Consider the following 17265-nt stretch of genomic DNA (forward strand, 5'->3'; position numbering starts at 1 on the left):
CTCCGGTAGATTCGCATCTACTAGAGTACAGCCTTGTACTTGGAAATATTACATTTTCGGGATAATGGCCAACACAAGCGCAAGGAATTTCTCGCGAACCTTCTCTGCTGTCTCCATAACCTCATCATGGGAAAGCGGCTGATCCAGAATACCTGCTGCCATGTTGCTGATGCAGGAGATGCCCAGCACCTCAAGCCCCGCATGTCTGGCCACAATCACCTCAGATACCGTTGACATGCCTACCGCATCCGCGCCCAGTGTGCGCAGCATGACAATTTCAGCCGGCGTTTCATAGGTTGGCCCAAGCAAGCCGGCATAAACCCCTTCTCTAAGAACAACGCTCTGACTCACGGCTACTTCTTTTGCCAACTGACGGAGCTTCCGGCTGTAGGCCTGCGACATATCCGGGAACCGTACGCCAAGCTCAGGATCGTTAGGTCCGATTAACGGACTGGTTCCCGTCATGTTCAAATGATCGGAGATCAGCATAAGGTCACCCGGCTCGAAGGAGGTATTGATACCGCCTGCCGCATTGGTAACGAGCAAACTCTTCACGCCCAGCTCTTTCATGACCCGTACCGGGAACGCCGTCACTTCCGGACCATAACCTTCATACATGTGGAAACGGCCCTTCATCATGACCACAGGTCGGTTGTGAATCGTGCCCAGGAGCAGCTCCCCTTCATGACCTTCTACCGTCGATACCGGAAAATGAGGAATGTCGGTGTATGGGATCGAAACCGGATCCTGAATCAATTCGGCCAGGACACCGAGTCCCGAACCCAGAATCAGGCCAACCTCGGGCTGAACGCCATTCTGTTCGCGTATGTAAGCTGCTGCTTCCTTAATGCTCTGTTGATTAACTGAACTCATGTTAATACCTCTCCTAACTGAAAATAAGTTGTAGATCAGTGGACATGTTGCGGTCCTTAAGATCTCGGGTGGTAATGATCATAAACTTCCTTCATGCTCTTCTTGGTGGATTGATACATGCCCGTGGTGGATAATGCCGAGTGACCCAGCATTTCCTGAACGGAGCGTAAATCGGCACCATTCTGCAGCAAATGTATGGCAAAGGAATGGCGAAGGGTATGCGGCGTTATTTCCTCATCGATTTCGGCCAGCTTGCCGTACTTTTTAATAATTTTCCAAAATCCCTGCCGTGTCAAGCGGGTACCCAGTGAATTCAGGAATAATGCCTCTTCCTCGGCATCTCTTATAAGCTGGCTCCGCATATCACGCATATAATAAGCCACACTCTGGGCTGCAATCTGGCTGATCGGAAGAATACGCTCCTTCCCCCCGGGTACGGCACAGCGCAAAAATCGCATCTCCATATTCAGGTCATGAATGCTGAGTGAGACCAGCTCCGAAACCTTGATGCCTGAGGCATAGAGCAGTTCCAGCATCGCCCTGTCCCTTGCCCCCTGCGGCGTGTCGGAATCCGGGGCGGACAGAAGCTTATCCACCTGCTCAATGGTTAAAGCCTGTGGAGGCTTCCGTTCCGGCTTGGGACGATCCAGCAGCTGGGTTGGGTCTTGTCCGATAACTGATTGACGCACCAGATATTGAAAAAAGGACCGCAGGGAAGCCGTGCAGCGAAGCTGGCTCGATGCCGCCTTGCCCTGCTGCCTCAGTCTTCCCAAATACAATCCCAACACCGTCCGGTTCACATCCTGTGGATGGGTCACTTCCCTGTCCGCTGCATATTCAATAAATCCGTTAAGGTCTGCCCGGTAGGATTCAATCGTGCTCCGGGACAGTCTCTTCACTTCTTCCAAATAGGTTACATATTCGTCCAGATATTGCTTCATGATCACTTTATCTCCTATTCCGTGCACCTAAAAAAACACAGTCATTCCCCGTACCAATAATACAATCGCAGGCGTTCCGCCGGCGAATACCGGGAATCCATGGTGCTTTCAGGCTGAAATGCCTTTACAGCTTGGCCCGAAGGTGCACTGTAAGGATCCATCGGGGTCAGCCAGTCGCTTACCCAGCCCAGCACAAAATAAAAAAACATCGCCAGAACGGCAAACATCGAAATAAAACGGATCAGTGAGCCTATTTTCCGAATCGATATAATCACATGCAGCGCCTCTCTTTCATCATCGCGATATGAAAGCTGGTATTCCAGGTATCGCATCACGTAAAGCCTATGATACAAGCTGCAGGATTATGACGACATGACCCTTATTTTCCTATACGGAATAAGGTCAAGGCATCTGATATTTTGAAGAATAAAAAAAACGTCTGACGACGTACTTGTAAATGGTACAGATGGAATGCTCTTATGTGAACGATACAGATGCGTGCATGTTTATGATTATAGGATTGCTATCTAAAAAACCCTCCCGGCTTACCGCCGTAGAGGGCTTGCCGTGATCGTCATCACTGCTGTTTGGTTAATTGATATAAAATTTATGATTTGTCCTGGTCATTCTTGCCCTTCTCTTTGCAACGGTAGCATATGCCATGGAAATCAAGCCGATGGTCATGAACGGTAAAGTTGAACTCTCGCTCCAACCGCTCTTCCAAAGGGCCGAGCCAATCCTCGCGTATCTCATCCATGCTTCCACATTGAGTACATATCAAATGGTGATGGTGATGCTTCGAAGTATCCGTCCGCAAGTCATAACGGGCGACACCATCGCCAAAATTTATCTTCTCTACAACATGAAGCTCACTGAGCAGCTCTAGGGTACGGTACACGGTTGCCAGACCGATCTCCGGAGCCTTCTCTTTCACGAGCATAAATACATCCTCTGCGCTAAGGTGGTCGTCTTCATTTTCCAACAATACGCTTACCGTGGCTTCCCGTTGGGGCGTTAATTTGTATCCTTGGGATTGTAGCTGCTGCTTAATTTTGTCGATCCGCGCTTCCATCGTTTCCCTCCCCCTTGGAAATCACTGCACGTTATTGTTCACTTCCTTCATTATAGGGGGATTTGACAAACAAAGTCAAACGGTTTTGCTATATGGAAAAATTCGCGGATTAAAGCAACATTGGAGTGACCCAGCGCATCATAACAGGGGTAACCCAGGTTTCAAAGGATGCAACTCCGAGTGTCAGCAGGACCATGCAGAACGTCAACAAAGCATAAGATGCAAATGGCTTCATCATGCTGCCGCCGCGATTCATAATAAAACGGTCTCTGATGATATATAGAGAGAAGGTGATTGCTGCTACACTGCACATCATGAGCACCGGAATAATCAGCAAATTTTGCGGCGCAATCGACACCAGGGCAAACAGCAGTCCTTTCCACGAATATTGCCCGACCAAATAACCGACCGTGAACCCGATAAGAACTCCCTTTAAGAAATCCAATATCAATATTCCAGGAAGTCCGATGACGGACAATCCCAGAATCCATATCAAGCCGATCCATTTCAGATGAAGGGCTGCGATGCTCCAGTAAGAAGATTGACTCATGGCTTCTCCACCGTCCTGCACGTTAACAAAAAAGTGATTCAAATATCGGGCCATTTCCTGCTGCTGCTCCAGTGAAAGTGCATTGACCATCAACGCTCCAAACAGTACGCCGACTAAGAACAGGACGGCAACAAACACATAGAGCGTAGTCTGATCCTTAAAGGCTTGGCGGAATGATGACATAGAATAGAGTCTCCTTTCTGCGTCTCTACTCTACTCTATGACACTCGTCCTTCTTCTATGACTTTCGGTGAATGAAAGAGAGTCCCGTGGATTTATCGAAGCACTTTCCCGTAAGTGCCTCCCCCGCCTGCCAACAGGGACAGCGTCCCGTTTCGGGCCATGACAATGCTTGCCGCCAGCTGATCGCCGGCAACTGCCGCAAGCTCTGCCTCCGTCGCCTGATGAAGGATATTCATTTCCGTTCCAAAGGCTTGCAGCAGCTTCGACATGGCGGATTTGCCAAGCCCGGGAATGAATTCTAGCGGAACCTGATAGTGATACTCCGGTCGGCTGAGGGGAATCACGGGTTCTTCACGATCCGAGACATGAAGAATCCGATCAAATACCCCCTGTACCAACTTGGTGCTGCCGCAGTATGGGCAGCGCTTCATTTCTTTTATATCACTGCCCTCATCCAGAATGCTATTGCATCCGCTGCAATAGGTCCGATGGTATTTTCCCAGTCGGGGATTAAGCCCGTAGTTTGCGCTGATTTTCCTCCCGTCCTTGGCCTCGAGTGCCATTCGGAATTCCGCAAAAGAAGGCTCAGCCATGTCAATTCGGTTATACTCCCTGCCGATCTTACCAAGCGAATGGGCATCGGAGTTGGTCAGAAAGGAATAACCGTCCAGCTCGCTTATCCGCCCTGCCATCGAGGAGTCCGCACTGAGCCCAAGCTCGATTCCGGCGATCCCGTTCAGGTCGAATACCTCGCTCATACGATCCGCCATGCTGCCATACAGCCCCTTATGAGGCGTAAACACATGTGCAGGCACCAGCAAACCGCCGCGGTCAACAATCTCCTGCTGCAATTCACGCGGAGTAACGTAGATGCGCTGAGAGCTCAGCTGCACATTTTTCATAGATCTCGCCATCCAGACGGTGAAATCCTGCATCGTACCCAGATCTGGAAAATAGGCCAGCACATGGGCTGCACCACGGCCGCTTTCACGAATTTCGATCTCGCTGCCAAGCAGGATGACCGTATCCCGGTACGCTATCCCTCCGCCATCGATCTCTTGCATGGCTCCACTGTCGAGACACTGGATAATATCCTCCTGCACCGAAGGAGAGTGGCAATCGATGATGCCAATCATCTGGATGCCTTTTCGCTCCGATGCCTCGATGGCAATATTCTCAAAGGTCAGATTGTTGCTTGCGCTTATTTTCACAGCTTGCCCGCTGCTCGTGCGTCCGATGTGAATATGCATATCACCATAAAAAGAATGAAGCTTCCGGGCCGTTGTCTGTTCTAAAGATGACAGCATATCAGATTTTCCCTGTCAGTTTGTACATATTCCAGGCATACACAGCCAGGATGGTCTTCGCATCGCTGATCCTCTCTTCTTGAATGAGGGAATAAGCTTCTTCCAGCGTAATTTCCATCATTTCTATAAATTCATCCTCATCCGGATTCATATCGCCGCTAACGAGATCTTCCGCCAAATACAAATGAATGATTTCATCCGCAAAGCCCGGTGACGTGTAAAAGGAATGAAGCTTCCGAATGGAACCGCAGGTATACCCCGTCTCTTCCTGAAGTTCGCGCTTGGCAGCCTCCAGAGGATCCTCCCCACGCTCCAGCTTGCCCGCAGGTATTTCAACCTCGCAGCGGCCCAGCGGCTGCCTGTACTGATTCACAGCCAGCATTGTGTCGCCTTTTAATGCCAGCACGGCGACCGCACCCGGATGCCGGACAACTTCACGGCTAGCGGTCTGTCCATCCGGAAGTTTCACCGTGTCCACCTGCAGCGAGATAATTTTCCCTTCAAAAATCGATTGAGAAGACAACGTGGTTTCTTCCAGCAATTTATCCGAAGCTTCCCGGTTCTTACTGCCGATATCGCTCATAAAATGACCTCCTTTGTTTAAAAACGGCATGTCTGACCATGCTATTGCATAAGGTGTATTATATCAAAATTCCGCAGAAAGAAGGTAACACCCATGAAAAGCTATAAAGGAGACCATTCGATTCATTTGGTAGGACAGGCCTGGCAGATTCGGATTATGCTGAAGCAGTGGCAGGAGCAATGGGGCTCAGAGACGAGAGTTATGGATATTATTTCAAAAAATACAATAAATAAACGCGAAAGCGGGACAAAGAATTAGGTTCTAAGACCTATTTTTCGACTTTTTTCTGTTTTTTTCGAATATAGACCATGACCTTTTCACCTAAACGGGTGTTATACCATTGGGAGGCTTCGACATGCGACAATTACCTATTATTGAATCCGAACCAATTACAAATCCACCATCAACTGATTATGAACGCGGAAAATGGTACAAAAGACGCGGGTATCTCGATAAAGCTCTGGAAAGTTTCAAGGAAGCTGCGAAGTCCGATCCAACTGACAATACCCGTTCCGGATGGAAAGAGATTGACCTAAGCTGGCTTGAGTACGGGTTATTAAGCATGCGTATGCGCGCCTTCCACAAATCTGAGGAGGCCTTTAAGACTGTCCTGCATCACGCGGGTACATATGCTCAGGAGGCGCTCAATCACTGGGCAGCCCTTCTGCTTCTGCAAGGGACGACCGATGAGGTTATATATGAGCAGCTATTGGCTGAAACGAACCGCTTTCCCGCATCCCATGCAATGGTTGGCAGGTCGTTGTATTACATCGGAGCTTACCCTTTTGCTTCCCTCTGTTTTGCCAATCAGGAGAACTTGAATCCCGATACCTGCATCCCATACGTGTCCTGTCTCATTATGACCGATCAGCTGCCTGAGGCCATAGAGCTTATTGACAGTTATCTGCATGGCTCCAAGAACAGCCAAGGAGAGCAGGCCTGCCCGAGAGCAGCCGAAAGGAATCACTTGGCTAGAATCAGACAGCTCTGTGAGTGGAAATGGGAAGGTAGAGCTCCGGACAGGTTCATCATTATGTCCGAATTGCTTGAGTTAGCCCATACCGCCATATCACTTGGCATGGTATCAGTAGCCGAGGAGCTGCTTGCGGATTGCAGCGATCACACTGATTATGCACTGATCTGTTTTCTTTATTATGAAGGTTACAGGGGACTCGCTGTATCCAAAATAAATCAATTGGAAGCGCTCCCTCTCCAAGAACATGGCAGCTATAGTATGAACGTATGTTTTATAGCGGCAGAGAGTCTGTATGACCAAGGAAAATACGATGAAGCCGCATCCTTGCTGGAGCAGCTAAGACGGTCTTATCCTGAACACACCGAGACGCGATTCGGCGAAGCTGCCTGTTATTTACAGTCTGCCTTGATATCCCTCTCCTCACGACTGGAGGAGCAGTATCCATCAGAACCTGCGCGGAAGGAAATCGAGCAATACATGGACAGCATCCATGCCGCGCTGCATGTTGTAGAAAGCACGAACTGGCATACTACCTGGTCGCCTGCACAGAGACGAATAGAAGGCAATTCGTTGACGATGTCATTCTTGAACTGATAGATAACACAATAAAAGCCCGAAGCGGACTTCATCGTCTGCCTCGGGCTCTTTTGTTGTATTCCTGTCAACTAAGCCTTAGCCGTTTCTTGGATAATCCCTACGACAATCTGGGCAGCTTTTACCAGATCAGCCGCTTGAATGCGTTCCTGCGTGGTATGGATTTCTTGATATCCGATGGCCAAATTGACGGTTGGAATGCCAAGACCATTGAAAATGTTGGCATCACTGCCACCGCCGGACTGGAAGGTTCGGGTTGGGAAACCTAATCCACGGATGGCACGCTGTGCCAGCTGAACAACCTCATCATGTTCATTAAAACTGAATGCTGGATAAACGACTTCGCTGATGAACTCGCAATTGGCGTTGTATTCGCGAACCGTGGTCTCGAGCGCCTCACGCATATCATTGACTTGTTTATCCACTTTCTCCTGAACGATGCTGCGCGCTTCCGCATCAATCTGAACATGGTCGCACACGATATTCGTTGCGCCCCCGCCCTGAAACTTGCCGATGTTCGCCGTGGTTTCCTTGTCGATGCGTCCCAGCTTCATTTTCGATATGGCTTTGGAAGCCACTTGAATTGCACTGATGCCATCCTCCGGATTGACACCTGCATGAGCAGATTTTCCTTTGATAATCATCTTGATTTTTGCCTGGGTTGGCGCTGCAACAGCAATCGAACCCAATTCACCATTGGAATCGAGGGCAAACCCGATATCCGCGTCCAAATAATCGGGATCGAGCGCACGGGCTCCGACCAGCCCCGACTCCTCACCTACCGTAATCACAAACTGGATTTGTCCGTGGGGAATGTTATTTTCCTGGATCACCCGAATACCCTCCAGAAGTGCTGCGATTCCCGCTTTGTCGTCCGCGCCGAGAATGGTCGTGCCGTCGCTTCGAATCCAGCCGTCTTCACCAAGTACGGGTTTGATGCTTTTACCGGGTGTTACGGTATCCATGTGGCAGGTAAAGAGCAATTTAGGCGTTTGTTCAGCAGCCTGATCCGCTTTCCAGGTAATAATCAAATTACCCGCGCCGTGACCTGTTTTTTCCTTTGCATCATCTTCGGTGACATCAAATCCAAGACGGGTAAATTTATCTTTAAGCACTTTCGAGATCTCTTCTTCATGTTTCGTTTCGCTATCCACCTGAACTAATTCCATAAACTCTCGAATGATACGTTCTTCTGAAATCACTAGACTTCCCTCTCTTTCGCAGATACGATACAATATCCTTATATCCATTTCTTAAATCGATGATGCAGATGCAAGTCTTGTTCATCATTAAACCTATTTCAAAGGAGTTACACCATGCAACGTAAAAAGTGGTTTCGAATTGTTATCTATCTTATGCTGATTGCTATGATCGGATCAACGCTTCTGATTGTACTTGAGCCTTTGTTCCTTCGTTAAGACCTTGCCGCTACTCACAGCTCCCGTTTACAACCAATGAGCCTCATATGGAAATACCCGGGTGAAGTAAGGCACGATCTCCCGGGCTACTTCCTCTACTTCAAACGTACGCCCCGTACAATCCTCCAGCGAAGTTACACCAAATTCCTGTATTCCGCATGGAATGATGCCTGAGAAGCCCGCGTCGGCAATTCCGGATTTAATATTAAACGCAAACCCGTGGCTCGTCACAAATCCGCGATGTTGTCGACATTTATTAAACTTAACGCCAATTGCGCAGATTTTCGAATCCCCTACCCATACCCCGGTATATTCGGGTTTGCGCCCTGCTTCAATATGATAGGAGGCCAGGTAATCAATAATAACCTGTTCCACATCGCGAAGAAATCCGTGCAGATTCAAATTCTTCCCGCCATCCAGAAGCAGCAGCGGATATCCGACCAGCTGCCCTGGTCCATGATATGTAATATCTCCGCCACGATCAATTTCAAACAGGCCGATTCCCTGTTTCTCCAGCTCCTCTTTACTAAGCAGCAAATGCTCCGGATGTCGCTGTGAACCCATCGTATAGGTTGGAGGATGCTGAAGGAGCATCAAACTTTCGTGACGCTCCCCTTGATCAATGGCGGAAACATGCAATTTCTGAAGTTCCCAGGCCATACCATAATCTACAATTGGCGTATACGATACGTCTAACGGTTTATTCATCTGCTCACGCCTTCTTTCATAGGGTTCCGACTAACCTAATGAAAACTTTATGCCACTGACTTCATACGAAAAAAACGGCAATTTTTAGTAGAGCTTTGTATCCAAGGTATAACCTTCGAGGTTATCTTTAACACGCTGCAGGAACCTTCCGCAGATGACGCCATCCAAAATCCGATGATCCAGAGACAGACACAGATTCGCCATCGAGCGAACAGCAATCATGTCATTGATAACAACCGGCTTTTTAACGATGGATTCAAAGGTCAGAATCGCCGCCTGCGGGTAGTTGATGATCGGATACGACAGAATCGAACCGAAGGATCCCGTATTGTTTACCGTAAACGTCCCGCCCTGCATATCGTCCAGCTTAAGCTTGCCCTCGCGTGTCTTGCGTGCCAGCTCCTCGATCTCTCTTGCCAATCCGGCAATGTTCTTCTGATCGGCACGATGAATAACCGGCGTCAGCACGGAATCCTCTGTTCCGACTGCCAGCGACAGATTGATATCGCGCTTCACCACGATTTTATCCACTGCCCAGAAGGAATTCATGATCGGATAATCCTTAATTGCGTTCACAACGGCTTTGAGCAAGAATGCCAGGTAGGTGAGATTAACTCCTTCCTTGCGCTTAAACTCGTCCTTCAGCTGATTGCGAAGCAGCACAATGTTGGTCACATCTACTTCAATCATGGTCCAGGCGTGCGGGATTTCCGTCACGCTTTGACGCATATTTCTAGCGATTGCATTGCGCATTGGAGTAACGTCAATAAAATATTCCGATCTTCCGCCCTCCATTCCTTCCACTTCGATGGTTGGAATCTTCGGCGATTCCGTCAGATGCAGCCCGGAGTGGCGCACATTCGGGATAGCCGTACCGAGCGGTGGCGACGGTTCCGACGGCATCTGATGCTGCAGACCTTCAAACGGTGACGTCGAACGATGCTGTACCGTCTCTTTCGGGGCTTGCGATGGATTGAAGGCCGCTCCTTCGGCCGCATAACTTGCGGCTGCTCCACCTTTTTCGATATAAGCCAGTACATCCTTACGCGTTATTCTTCCACCCATGCCGGAGCCTTGTACTTGCGAGAGGTCAATCCGGTGCTCTGCAGCCAGACTCTGCACCGCCGGTGAATAACGCGAGCGCATCGAATACGCTTCATTAGTACCCTCTTGGGGTTGACCCGCTGTGGAAGCATTTCGGTTGACTGCCGTCTGTGACAACACCGCTGCCTCCTGAGCGGAAGCAACCGATATCCGGCAAATTACCTCACCTACATTAACGGTTTGACCTTCCTGGGCAAGAATCTCTCCCATGACACCATCCAGCGTAGATGGAATCTCCGCATTAACCTTATCGGTAATCACTTCGCAGATCGGTTCGTACTGCTCTATGGAATCCCCCGGCTTCTTCAGCCATTTGGCAATTGTCGCGGAAACAAGGGATTCCGCCAGCTGAGGCATCGTAACATCGGTCAATTTCTGATTTTCAGACATGCTCACAACTCCCTGTTCTTAATAAAGCGCCAATTGACGCATGGATTCTTTGACTTTGTCCTTGTTAAGCATAAAGAACTTCTCCATCGGTGGACTGATTGGCATGGCCGGTACATCCGGACCGCAGAGACGCATAATCGGGGCATCCAAATCGTAGAGGCAGTGCTCCGCAATAATAGCGGATACTTCCCCTCCAACGCCGCCGGTCTTATTATCCTCATGCACGATCAGCACTTTGCCCGTTGTACGGGCTGCTTCGATAATCGCTTCCCGGTCAAGCGGTTGAATGGTACGCAAATCCAGGACATGGGCGCTGATGCCCTCTTCCTTCTCAAGCTCCTCGGCAGCCTGCATAACAAAATGCAGAGGCATGCTGTAGCTGATTACCGTAATGTCCGATCCTTCACGCAGCAAATTTGCTTTGCCAATCGGTACAACGTAATCGTCGTCCGGAACATCGCCGGTTATTAGTTTGTAACACTTCTTATTCTCAAAGAACAGCACCGGGTCCGGGTCGCGTACAGCCGCTTTGAGCAGTCCCTTGGCATCATAAGCTGAGAACGGGGCAACAATCTTAAGTCCCGGTGTTCCAAAGAAAACGGATTCCGGACATTGGGAATGATACAATCCCCCGAATATCCCGCCGCCAATAGGTGCACGAATGACAACCGGGCAGCTCCAATCGTTATTGGAACGATAGCGGATTTTTGCAGCTTCGCTAATAATCTGATTGGTAGCCGGGAACATAAAGTCGGAATATTGCATCTCGGCAATCGGCTTCATGCCATACATCGCAGCACCAATCGCCACGCCGGCAATCGCGGATTCTGCCAGCGGCGTGTCAAGCACCCGTGCTTCGCCAAACTGGTCCATTAAACCTTTGGTTGTAGTGAATACGCCGCCTTTTACGCCAACGTCCTCACCAAGGACGAATACCGATTCGTCACGCTCCATCTCTTCCTTCATGGCCAGACGAATTGCATCTATATACTCCATTACCGCCATTCTGCTGCGCCCCCTTCATCATCGGCATATACGTGAAGAAGCGTATCTTCCGGCTTCGGAAACGGAGCCAGGTCTGCAGATTCCGTCGCTTCTTTGATCTCCAGATTCAATTGTGCGACCAGATCCTGATCGCGTGTTTCGTCCCAGAGCCCAAGGTCGATTAAATAGGTCTTAAAGCGGGCAACGCCGTCTTTTTTCCAGTTCTCTTCAACCTCTTCTTTTGTCCGGTAAGCCAGATCGTTATCCGATGTGGAATGAGGGGACAAACGGTACATCATGGATTCAATCAGCGTAGGTCCTTCCCCGCGAATCGCACGTTCGCGCGCTTCCTTCACGGCGGCGTACACTTCAAGCGCATCATTGCCGTCTACTCGAATACCAGGGAAGCCATACCCAAGAGCACGATCGCTCACCTTACCGCTAATCTGTTTATGAAGCGGCACCGAGATGGCGTATTGGTTATTCTCACACATGATAATGACAGGAAGCTTGTGAACACCTGCAAAGTTGCAGCCCTCATGAAAATCGCCCTGATTGCTTGATCCTTCACCAAATGTTACAAACGAAACAAAGTCCTTCTTCTGCATCTTCGCGGCAAGCGCAATACCGACCGCATGCGGAACCTGGGTTGTCACCGGGCTTGAGCCCGTCACAATCCGCAGACGCTTGCTGCCGAAGTGTCCTGGCATCTGGCGTCCCCCGCTGTTCGGATCTTCAGCCTTGGCAAATGCCGACAGCATCAATTCCCGAGGCGTCATGCCAACGGCCATTACAAATCCGTAGTCACGGTAGTATGGTAAGAAATAATCCTTCTCCCGGTCCAGTGCAAAAGCAGCAGCAACCTGGCATGCCTCCTGCCCGATACCCGATACGTGAAAATTAATTTTGCCCGCACGCTGCAGCAGCAGGTTGCGCTCATCGAACTTTCGCGCCAGTACCATATATTTGTACATGTCTAGCACTTGTCCGTCGGTCAGTCCAAGCTGCTCATGCCTATTGTTGTTCGCCGTAACCGTTTCATGTTCTTTCATGGAGATCCCTCCTTTATGTGAGCCATGACTATCAGGCTTGACCTGCCCATTTCGTTAAGAACGGGGCATATTAGATCAAGTATTAAAACCTGGTACTAAGACTTGGCTTAATGTTATTATAATCCCTTTCTCCGCAAAAAGAAATGAGGGATTCCACAAAAGAATACACTCATCTCTACAAACCGATAGCCCGTCCATCCACCGCAAGCATCGCTTCGCCTATAATTTCCGACAAAGACGGATGGGCATGGACAGCCGTCCCCACTTCCCATGGTGTCGCATCCAGCACTTGAGCTAATGCCGCTTGACCAATCAGCTCCGTTACATGTGGACCCACCATATGCACACCCAGAATATCCTGTGTCTTCTGATCGGCAATGACTTTAACAAACCCTTCCTTCGTTCCATGGATCAGTGATTTGCCAATCGCCGAAAACGGGAATTTCCCAATCTTGATCTCATGCCCGCGTTCTCTGGCCTGCTTCTCGGTCAGACCAACGCTCGCCGCCTCATGACGGGTGTATACACAGCGAGGAATCCATTCACTGCGGAAAGTCTCCGACTTCTCGCCCGACAGATGGTTTACGGCCGCAATGCCTTCATGACTCGCCGCATGGGCAAGCTGAAGCCCCCCGATGCAATCTCCGATCGCATATATGTGAGGCTCTGTCGTCTGCATATTCGCATTCACCGTTATTACACCGTTCTCCACCCGAACATCGGTATTCTCAAGGCCAATATTCTCGGTATTGCCTACTCTTCCGACTGAGAGGAGCAGCTTGTCCGCGGATAACCTTCTTGTTTCATCGCCTTGCTCGATCGTAATGGAGACGCTATGATCCTGGATTTCGCAGCTGTCGGTCAAAAGATTAATGTTCGTGATCACCTCAACGCCTCTGGCGGAAAGCATCTTTGTAAGCGCTCGCCCGATTTCTTCATCTTCGGATGGCAGCAGATGAGCGGAGGCCTCTACTACCGTCACCTTCACGCCAAAATCGTTCAGCATGGAGGCCCATTCCACGCCGATGACGCCGCCCCCTACGATCATGATGGATGAAGGAAGCTCCTCCAGTTGAAGTGCATGATCGCTTGTCAGTATATGTATGCCGTCCGGCTCAAGGCCCGGTAAGTGACGCGGCCGCGATCCGGTCGCAATGATCAGATGGGCGGGAACCACCGTCTCCATCTCCCCATCCGGAAGCTCAACCGCCACAGCACCGCTCCGCGGGGAGAAAATCGATGGACCGATGACTCTCCCTTTTCCTTGTATGACGGTGATTTTATTTTTACGCATTAAATATTGGACGCCCTGATGCAGCTTATCCACGATGCCGTCTTTACGCTTCTGCACGTTGCCAAATGACAGCCGAATCCCGTTCGTCTCGATTCCGTAACTCTCGCTATCCTTCATTTCTGCATACAGTTCAGCACTGCGAAGCAATGCTTTGCTGGGAATACAACCGCGGTGAAGACAGGTTCCCCCCAGTTTGTCCTGTTCAATGATGACCACATTTTTGCCAAGCTGGGCAGCACGAATGGCAGCTACATAACCACCGGTTCCCCCGCCAAGAATTGCTACGTCACAAGTTATAGCCACAAACGGCACCTCCATAATAAGTCCAGTTTTCACTATCATTGTACTCTCTTTTTTTCGGATTACAAAATCCGAATCGATAATCGAAATAGACATCATCATATGAAAAAGGTATGATAAACGTTAGTTACTTACATCAGTCGCAGGAAGGAATCTCCTATGAAAATGTTAATTTCCCGCTTTATTGCCATCTTGATTTTGGTCATCCCGGGCTTCATGGCAATGAAGGGTTTCTTAATGATGAAGGATGCGGTTTTTCTATATATTTCCGTTCATGGGGATGATAGCGTGGCGAATCCCGCTTTCGGCTGGCTGCCGTTTTTAGGCGGACTTTCGCTGTTTGTCATCGGCATCAGTTTCTTGGGCGGGTGGATCCTGTTCCGGGATCGCAAACGAAATTACGTCGGCCCGAGATTCAAAAAGAAGCGTCCGACGTCAAAATCAGGAACGCCATCCAAAAGTTAATCAAGCGATATGAAACAAACACCGGAGAGCCATCCCCGGTGTTTGTTTTTTTTGATTGTTTGAACCAGCTATTCCATCAAAGCATCCTTCAATTTGCTCGACATTCTTGTCTGTTTGGAAGTGGCCTTCAAAACGGTTTTGCGGAGATTCATGTTTTGCTTCGTTATAACTTCAAGTTCTTCATACATGGCATGAATTAACGTTGCTGCTTCCGGAGATAAGCCTCCCTGCGACTCCACCTCTTGCATACGTGCCTTCCAGGTTTCCATCTTGTCACTCATGCTTGTCTCCCTCTCAGAGCATTTCACTCTACTCATACTTGAACGATCTATCCGTTCCTATTAATGAACTATCGAACCTTCAGATCAGCAGACAATTCAGCAATCAATTTTGGCATCCATTCCTTCAACTCCCAAAACGAAAAGCCGGCAGCAGCCGCTTTGGCATGATCCATCGTCCAATCCCCCGGAATGCCGAAAGGAGACATATGCTCAGGTGCCGCCGATGTCTGAAGAGGTGCCGATCTTCCAATTTCCTGCTGAATCAAGCCCATGATTTCTCTGACTGATATTGTACCGACGGAACAAGCATTAACCGGTCCTTCAAACTGAACCTGACCTGCCCACTCCAGAAACTCGGCCGCCTCCTCAGCATGCACAAACGATATTTCCGCATCCGGATCGGGCAACCCAATAGCTTCTCCGCTGGCAGCATGCTCAATATGGAAGAGCAGTCTTCTTGTATAATCATCCGGTCCCAGGACAATCGGTAATCGAACGGCGGTGACATTCAGGTTATGTCGGCTAAACAACACGGCCTCAGCCTGACGCTTGCCTTCCTTGTAGCTGTAATCCTGGCTTGCATTCATCATGACAGGATATCTGTAAGGATCGAAGTCCTCTTCCCGCACAGGGTGATCTGCAAAATCATATACCGATAGCGTGGAGGTCAGCACATATTGTCCAACCCGTCCCGTAAAAATATCGGCTGCTTGTCCCGCTTCTTCTGGAGTATAACATATATTATCGTACACGATGTCAAAGTCCTGATTCCCCACCGCTTGCTTCAGGCTTTCCGGATCTTTGCGATCCACGGCAACTCTCTGTACAGCACCTCCAAAAGAATCCTGGTGTTGTCCCCTCGTCAAAATCGTAACGGCATCTCCGTTAGCCAGCAGCCGGTTAACAAGCCTTCTGCCAAAAAAACGGGTTCCGCCCAATACTAGAATCTTTGCCATTTATAATTCCTCCTTACCAGGAAATAAAGTTATCGCGTTTAAAATTCGGTGTATTCATCTTAACCAGTAGTATCGTTATCCGTCCCTTTTTCTCCATCTGCATCGCAGACTCCTTCTTTTCTCCTATTTTATCTTTGTAACCACCTTCCCAAAAAGCAAAAACCGACCAAGCTGGCGCTCAGTCGGTTGGCTGCTGCATATACGGAGCTGCTGCTCCTGTTATACGAATTAGAATCAGGTTTAGGAGCAGAGGTTATGACCTGGATGCCAGATCACTATCCGCTCTCGGTACCCCGAAATCCGGCATTCCATCCTCTGTCCACTGGAAAATCTGCACCCGCGTATGTCGATTCGGATCGTATAAGGGGTCTCCCACAATCTCCTTATAACTTCTCGCATGGTAGACCAGGATGTCCTGCGAGCCATCCTCGGAAACGGTGAAGCTGTTATGCCCTGGCCCATATTGGCCGTTAGCTTCCGATGTAGCAAATACAGGCGATGGTGATTTCATCCACGAGTCAGGATTTAACAGGTCACTGTCCTCATCTGCCGTCAGCAGTCCCATCGCATAGTTATGGTCGGTGGCGCTTGCCGAGTAGGTCATGTAAATACGTCCGTTGCGCTTAAGCACAGCGGCCCCCTCGTTTACGAGATATCCGATCTTCTCCCATTCGTACTCGGGAATCGATATACAGACCTGCTCGCCTGTCAGCGTCCATGCGTTTTCCATCAATGAAATGTACAGATTGGAGTTGCCTGGAATAGCAGGATCCTTCTGAGCCCACACATAATACCGGTTTCCTCTATGCTCAAACGTTGTTGCATCCAAGGCAAACGACTCCCACCGGGTAATCACTTGGCCTTTCTCCACCCATTCCCCATCCAGCGGGTTTGCCGCCTCGTTCTCCAGCACAAACATACGATGATCAAACAACCCGTCCCTTGTTTCTGAAGTATGGGCAGCTGCATAATAGACATACCATTTGCCGTCGATGTAATGCAGCTCAGGAGCCCATATGTTGGCACTCATCAGGCCTGATTCATGCTTGCGCCAGATCGTCGCCTCTCGTGAATCCGCGAGCCCTTGTATCGTTGTCGAGCGCCGTAGCACAATGCGGTCGTATTCCGGGACGGAACCGGTAAAATAATAATAACCATCGACATGTTTATAGATCCATGGATCTGCCCGCTGCTCGATCAGGGGGTTTTTTATATATAATTCAGACATGGTGAC

20 protein-coding genes are annotated in these 17265 nt (G+C 49.4%); 4 read left to right on the forward strand and 16 right to left on the reverse strand.

The window, feature by feature from the left end; translation table 11 throughout:
* Positions 1 to 48: 48 nt before the first annotated feature.
* The 7 genes from B9D94_RS18275 to B9D94_RS18305 form a co-directional block, all read right to left on the reverse strand.
* A complete protein-coding gene (locus B9D94_RS18275; protein ID WP_006209408.1) occupies positions 49 to 873 on the reverse strand; it encodes a purine-nucleoside phosphorylase in 825 nt (274 codons plus the stop codon).
* 56 nt (positions 874 to 929) lie between these two features.
* Positions 930 to 1814 (reverse strand): tyrosine recombinase, encoded by an 885-nt coding sequence (locus tag B9D94_RS18280; protein WP_063479116.1) that lies wholly within the window; start codon positions 1812 to 1814, stop codon positions 930 to 932.
* Between the two features lie 41 nt (positions 1815 to 1855).
* The gene (locus B9D94_RS18285; RefSeq protein ID WP_036637025.1) at positions 1856 to 2089 is read right to left on the reverse strand and encodes a YqzK family protein; all 234 of its coding nucleotides are present in this window, start codon (positions 2087 to 2089) and stop codon (positions 1856 to 1858) included.
* Positions 2090 to 2421: 332 nt separating this feature from the next.
* Positions 2422 to 2886, reverse strand: coding sequence for a ferric iron uptake transcriptional regulator (locus B9D94_RS18290; protein ID WP_006209405.1), 465 nt, complete (start codon positions 2884 to 2886; stop codon positions 2422 to 2424).
* 109 nt (positions 2887 to 2995) lie between these two features.
* Entirely contained in the window at positions 2996 to 3619 is a 624-nt protein-coding gene (gene spoIIM, locus B9D94_RS18295) for a stage II sporulation protein M (RefSeq protein WP_006209404.1), read from the reverse strand.
* Between the two features lie 92 nt (positions 3620 to 3711).
* On the reverse strand, positions 3712 to 4926 hold the full coding sequence (locus B9D94_RS18300) for an endonuclease Q family protein (protein ID WP_148247659.1): 1215 nt from the start codon (positions 4924 to 4926) through the stop codon (positions 3712 to 3714).
* Between the two features lies 1 nt (position 4927).
* Positions 4928 to 5509, reverse strand: a complete 582-nt coding sequence (locus B9D94_RS18305; protein ID WP_036636793.1) for an NUDIX domain-containing protein — start codon at positions 5507 to 5509, stop codon at positions 4928 to 4930.
* Between the two features lie 93 nt (positions 5510 to 5602).
* Here B9D94_RS18305 and mciZ point away from each other — a divergent pair, with 93 nt between their 5' ends.
* Both mciZ and B9D94_RS18315 read left to right on the forward strand, forming a co-directional pair.
* Positions 5603 to 5767: a Z-ring formation inhibitor MciZ gene (gene mciZ / locus B9D94_RS18310; RefSeq protein ID WP_082834326.1), complete on the forward strand. Its 165-nt coding sequence runs from the start codon at positions 5603 to 5605 to the stop codon at positions 5765 to 5767.
* A gap of 97 nt (positions 5768 to 5864) precedes the next feature.
* Positions 5865 to 7079, forward strand: coding sequence for a tetratricopeptide repeat protein (locus tag B9D94_RS18315; protein ID WP_148247660.1), 1215 nt, complete (start codon positions 5865 to 5867; stop codon positions 7077 to 7079).
* A 71-nt stretch (positions 7080 to 7150) separates the two neighbouring features.
* Here B9D94_RS18315 and B9D94_RS18320 read toward each other — a convergent pair whose 3' ends face one another.
* Positions 7151 to 8281 (reverse strand): tripeptidase T, encoded by a 1131-nt coding sequence (locus tag B9D94_RS18320; RefSeq protein ID WP_148247661.1) that lies wholly within the window; start codon positions 8279 to 8281, stop codon positions 7151 to 7153.
* Positions 8282 to 8395: 114 nt separating this feature from the next.
* Between B9D94_RS18320 and prli42 the strand changes: the two genes are divergently transcribed.
* A complete protein-coding gene (gene prli42, locus B9D94_RS18325; protein ID WP_006209398.1) occupies positions 8396 to 8497 on the forward strand; it encodes a stressosome-associated protein Prli42 in 102 nt (33 codons plus the stop codon).
* A gap of 27 nt (positions 8498 to 8524) precedes the next feature.
* Here the strand turns inward: prli42 and lipB are convergent, their stop codons facing one another.
* The 5 genes from lipB to lpdA form a co-directional block, all read right to left on the reverse strand.
* Positions 8525 to 9205, reverse strand: a complete 681-nt coding sequence (gene lipB, locus B9D94_RS18330; RefSeq protein ID WP_148247662.1) for a lipoyl(octanoyl) transferase LipB — start codon at positions 9203 to 9205, stop codon at positions 8525 to 8527.
* A gap of 84 nt (positions 9206 to 9289) precedes the next feature.
* Positions 9290 to 10699: a dihydrolipoamide acetyltransferase family protein gene (locus B9D94_RS18335; protein WP_148247663.1), complete on the reverse strand. Its 1410-nt coding sequence runs from the start codon at positions 10697 to 10699 to the stop codon at positions 9290 to 9292.
* Positions 10700 to 10717: 18 nt separating this feature from the next.
* Positions 10718 to 11704: an alpha-ketoacid dehydrogenase subunit beta gene (locus tag B9D94_RS18340; protein WP_063479112.1), complete on the reverse strand. Its 987-nt coding sequence runs from the start codon at positions 11702 to 11704 to the stop codon at positions 10718 to 10720.
* Positions 11695 to 12735 (reverse strand): thiamine pyrophosphate-dependent dehydrogenase E1 component subunit alpha, encoded by a 1041-nt coding sequence (locus B9D94_RS18345; RefSeq protein WP_006209394.1) that lies wholly within the window; start codon positions 12733 to 12735, stop codon positions 11695 to 11697. The genes B9D94_RS18340 and B9D94_RS18345 overlap by 10 nt, the downstream gene beginning before the upstream one ends.
* 175 nt (positions 12736 to 12910) lie before the next feature.
* Positions 12911 to 14332: a dihydrolipoyl dehydrogenase gene (lpdA, locus tag B9D94_RS18350; RefSeq protein WP_006209393.1), complete on the reverse strand. Its 1422-nt coding sequence runs from the start codon at positions 14330 to 14332 to the stop codon at positions 12911 to 12913.
* 156 nt (positions 14333 to 14488) lie between these two features.
* Here lpdA and B9D94_RS18355 point away from each other — a divergent pair, with 156 nt between their 5' ends.
* Entirely contained in the window at positions 14489 to 14794 is a 306-nt protein-coding gene (locus B9D94_RS18355; RefSeq protein WP_063479110.1) for a DUF2627 domain-containing protein, read from the forward strand.
* 68 nt (positions 14795 to 14862) lie between these two features.
* Here B9D94_RS18355 and B9D94_RS18360 read toward each other — a convergent pair whose 3' ends face one another.
* The 3 genes from B9D94_RS18360 to B9D94_RS18370 all read right to left on the reverse strand — a co-directional run bounded on the left by B9D94_RS18360 (position 14863) and on the right by B9D94_RS18370 (position 17259).
* On the reverse strand, positions 14863 to 15075 hold the full coding sequence (locus tag B9D94_RS18360; protein WP_006209391.1) for a hypothetical protein: 213 nt from the start codon (positions 15073 to 15075) through the stop codon (positions 14863 to 14865).
* Positions 15076 to 15143: 68 nt separating this feature from the next.
* Entirely contained in the window at positions 15144 to 16031 is an 888-nt protein-coding gene (locus tag B9D94_RS18365; protein ID WP_036636778.1) for an NAD-dependent epimerase/dehydratase family protein, read from the reverse strand.
* Positions 16032 to 16284: 253 nt separating this feature from the next.
* Positions 16285 to 17259, reverse strand: coding sequence for a glycoside hydrolase family 43 protein (locus B9D94_RS18370; protein WP_148247664.1), 975 nt, complete (start codon positions 17257 to 17259; stop codon positions 16285 to 16287).
* Between the last annotated feature and the right edge of the window lie 6 nt (positions 17260 to 17265).

The organism is Paenibacillus sp. Cedars (assembly GCF_003184205.1).
Taxonomy (GTDB): Bacteria; Bacillota; Bacilli; order Paenibacillales; family Paenibacillaceae; genus Paenibacillus_AQ; species Paenibacillus_AQ glucanolyticus.

Excerpts from the sequence above, each read along its gene's own strand:
- lipB (WP_148247662.1), bottom strand. The coding sequence starts at position 9,205 with ATGAATAAACCGTTAGACGTATCGTATACGCCAATTGTAGATTATGGT.
- B9D94_RS18340 (WP_063479112.1), bottom strand. The coding sequence starts at position 11,704 with ATGGCGGTAATGGAGTATATAGATGCAATTCGTCTGGCCATGAAGGAA.
- prli42 (WP_006209398.1), top strand. The coding sequence starts at position 8,396 with ATGCAACGTAAAAAGTGGTTTCGAATTGTTATCTATCTTATGCTGATT.
- B9D94_RS18305 (WP_036636793.1), bottom strand. The coding sequence starts at position 5,509 with ATGAGCGATATCGGCAGTAAGAACCGGGAAGCTTCGGATAAATTGCTG.
- B9D94_RS18345 (WP_006209394.1), bottom strand. The coding sequence starts at position 12,735 with ATGAAAGAACATGAAACGGTTACGGCGAACAACAATAGGCATGAGCAG.
- spoIIM (WP_006209404.1), bottom strand. The coding sequence starts at position 3,619 with ATGTCATCATTCCGCCAAGCCTTTAAGGATCAGACTACGCTCTATGTG.
- B9D94_RS18280 (WP_063479116.1), bottom strand. The coding sequence starts at position 1,814 with ATGAAGCAATATCTGGACGAATATGTAACCTATTTGGAAGAAGTGAAG.
- B9D94_RS18315 (WP_148247660.1), top strand. The coding sequence starts at position 5,865 with ATGCGACAATTACCTATTATTGAATCCGAACCAATTACAAATCCACCA.
- B9D94_RS18365 (WP_036636778.1), bottom strand. The coding sequence starts at position 16,031 with ATGGCAAAGATTCTAGTATTGGGCGGAACCCGTTTTTTTGGCAGAAGG.
- B9D94_RS18275 (WP_006209408.1), bottom strand. The coding sequence starts at position 873 with ATGAGTTCAGTTAATCAACAGAGCATTAAGGAAGCAGCAGCTTACATA.
- B9D94_RS18300 (WP_148247659.1), bottom strand. The coding sequence starts at position 4,926 with ATGCTGTCATCTTTAGAACAGACAACGGCCCGGAAGCTTCATTCTTTT.
- B9D94_RS18370 (WP_148247664.1), bottom strand. The coding sequence starts at position 17,259 with ATGTCTGAATTATATATAAAAAACCCCCTGATCGAGCAGCGGGCAGAT.
- mciZ (WP_082834326.1), top strand. The coding sequence starts at position 5,603 with ATGAAAAGCTATAAAGGAGACCATTCGATTCATTTGGTAGGACAGGCC.
- B9D94_RS18335 (WP_148247663.1), bottom strand. The coding sequence starts at position 10,699 with ATGTCTGAAAATCAGAAATTGACCGATGTTACGATGCCTCAGCTGGCG.
- B9D94_RS18355 (WP_063479110.1), top strand. The coding sequence starts at position 14,489 with ATGAAAATGTTAATTTCCCGCTTTATTGCCATCTTGATTTTGGTCATC.
- B9D94_RS18360 (WP_006209391.1), bottom strand. The coding sequence starts at position 15,075 with ATGAGTGACAAGATGGAAACCTGGAAGGCACGTATGCAAGAGGTGGAG.
- B9D94_RS18290 (WP_006209405.1), bottom strand. The coding sequence starts at position 2,886 with ATGGAAGCGCGGATCGACAAAATTAAGCAGCAGCTACAATCCCAAGGA.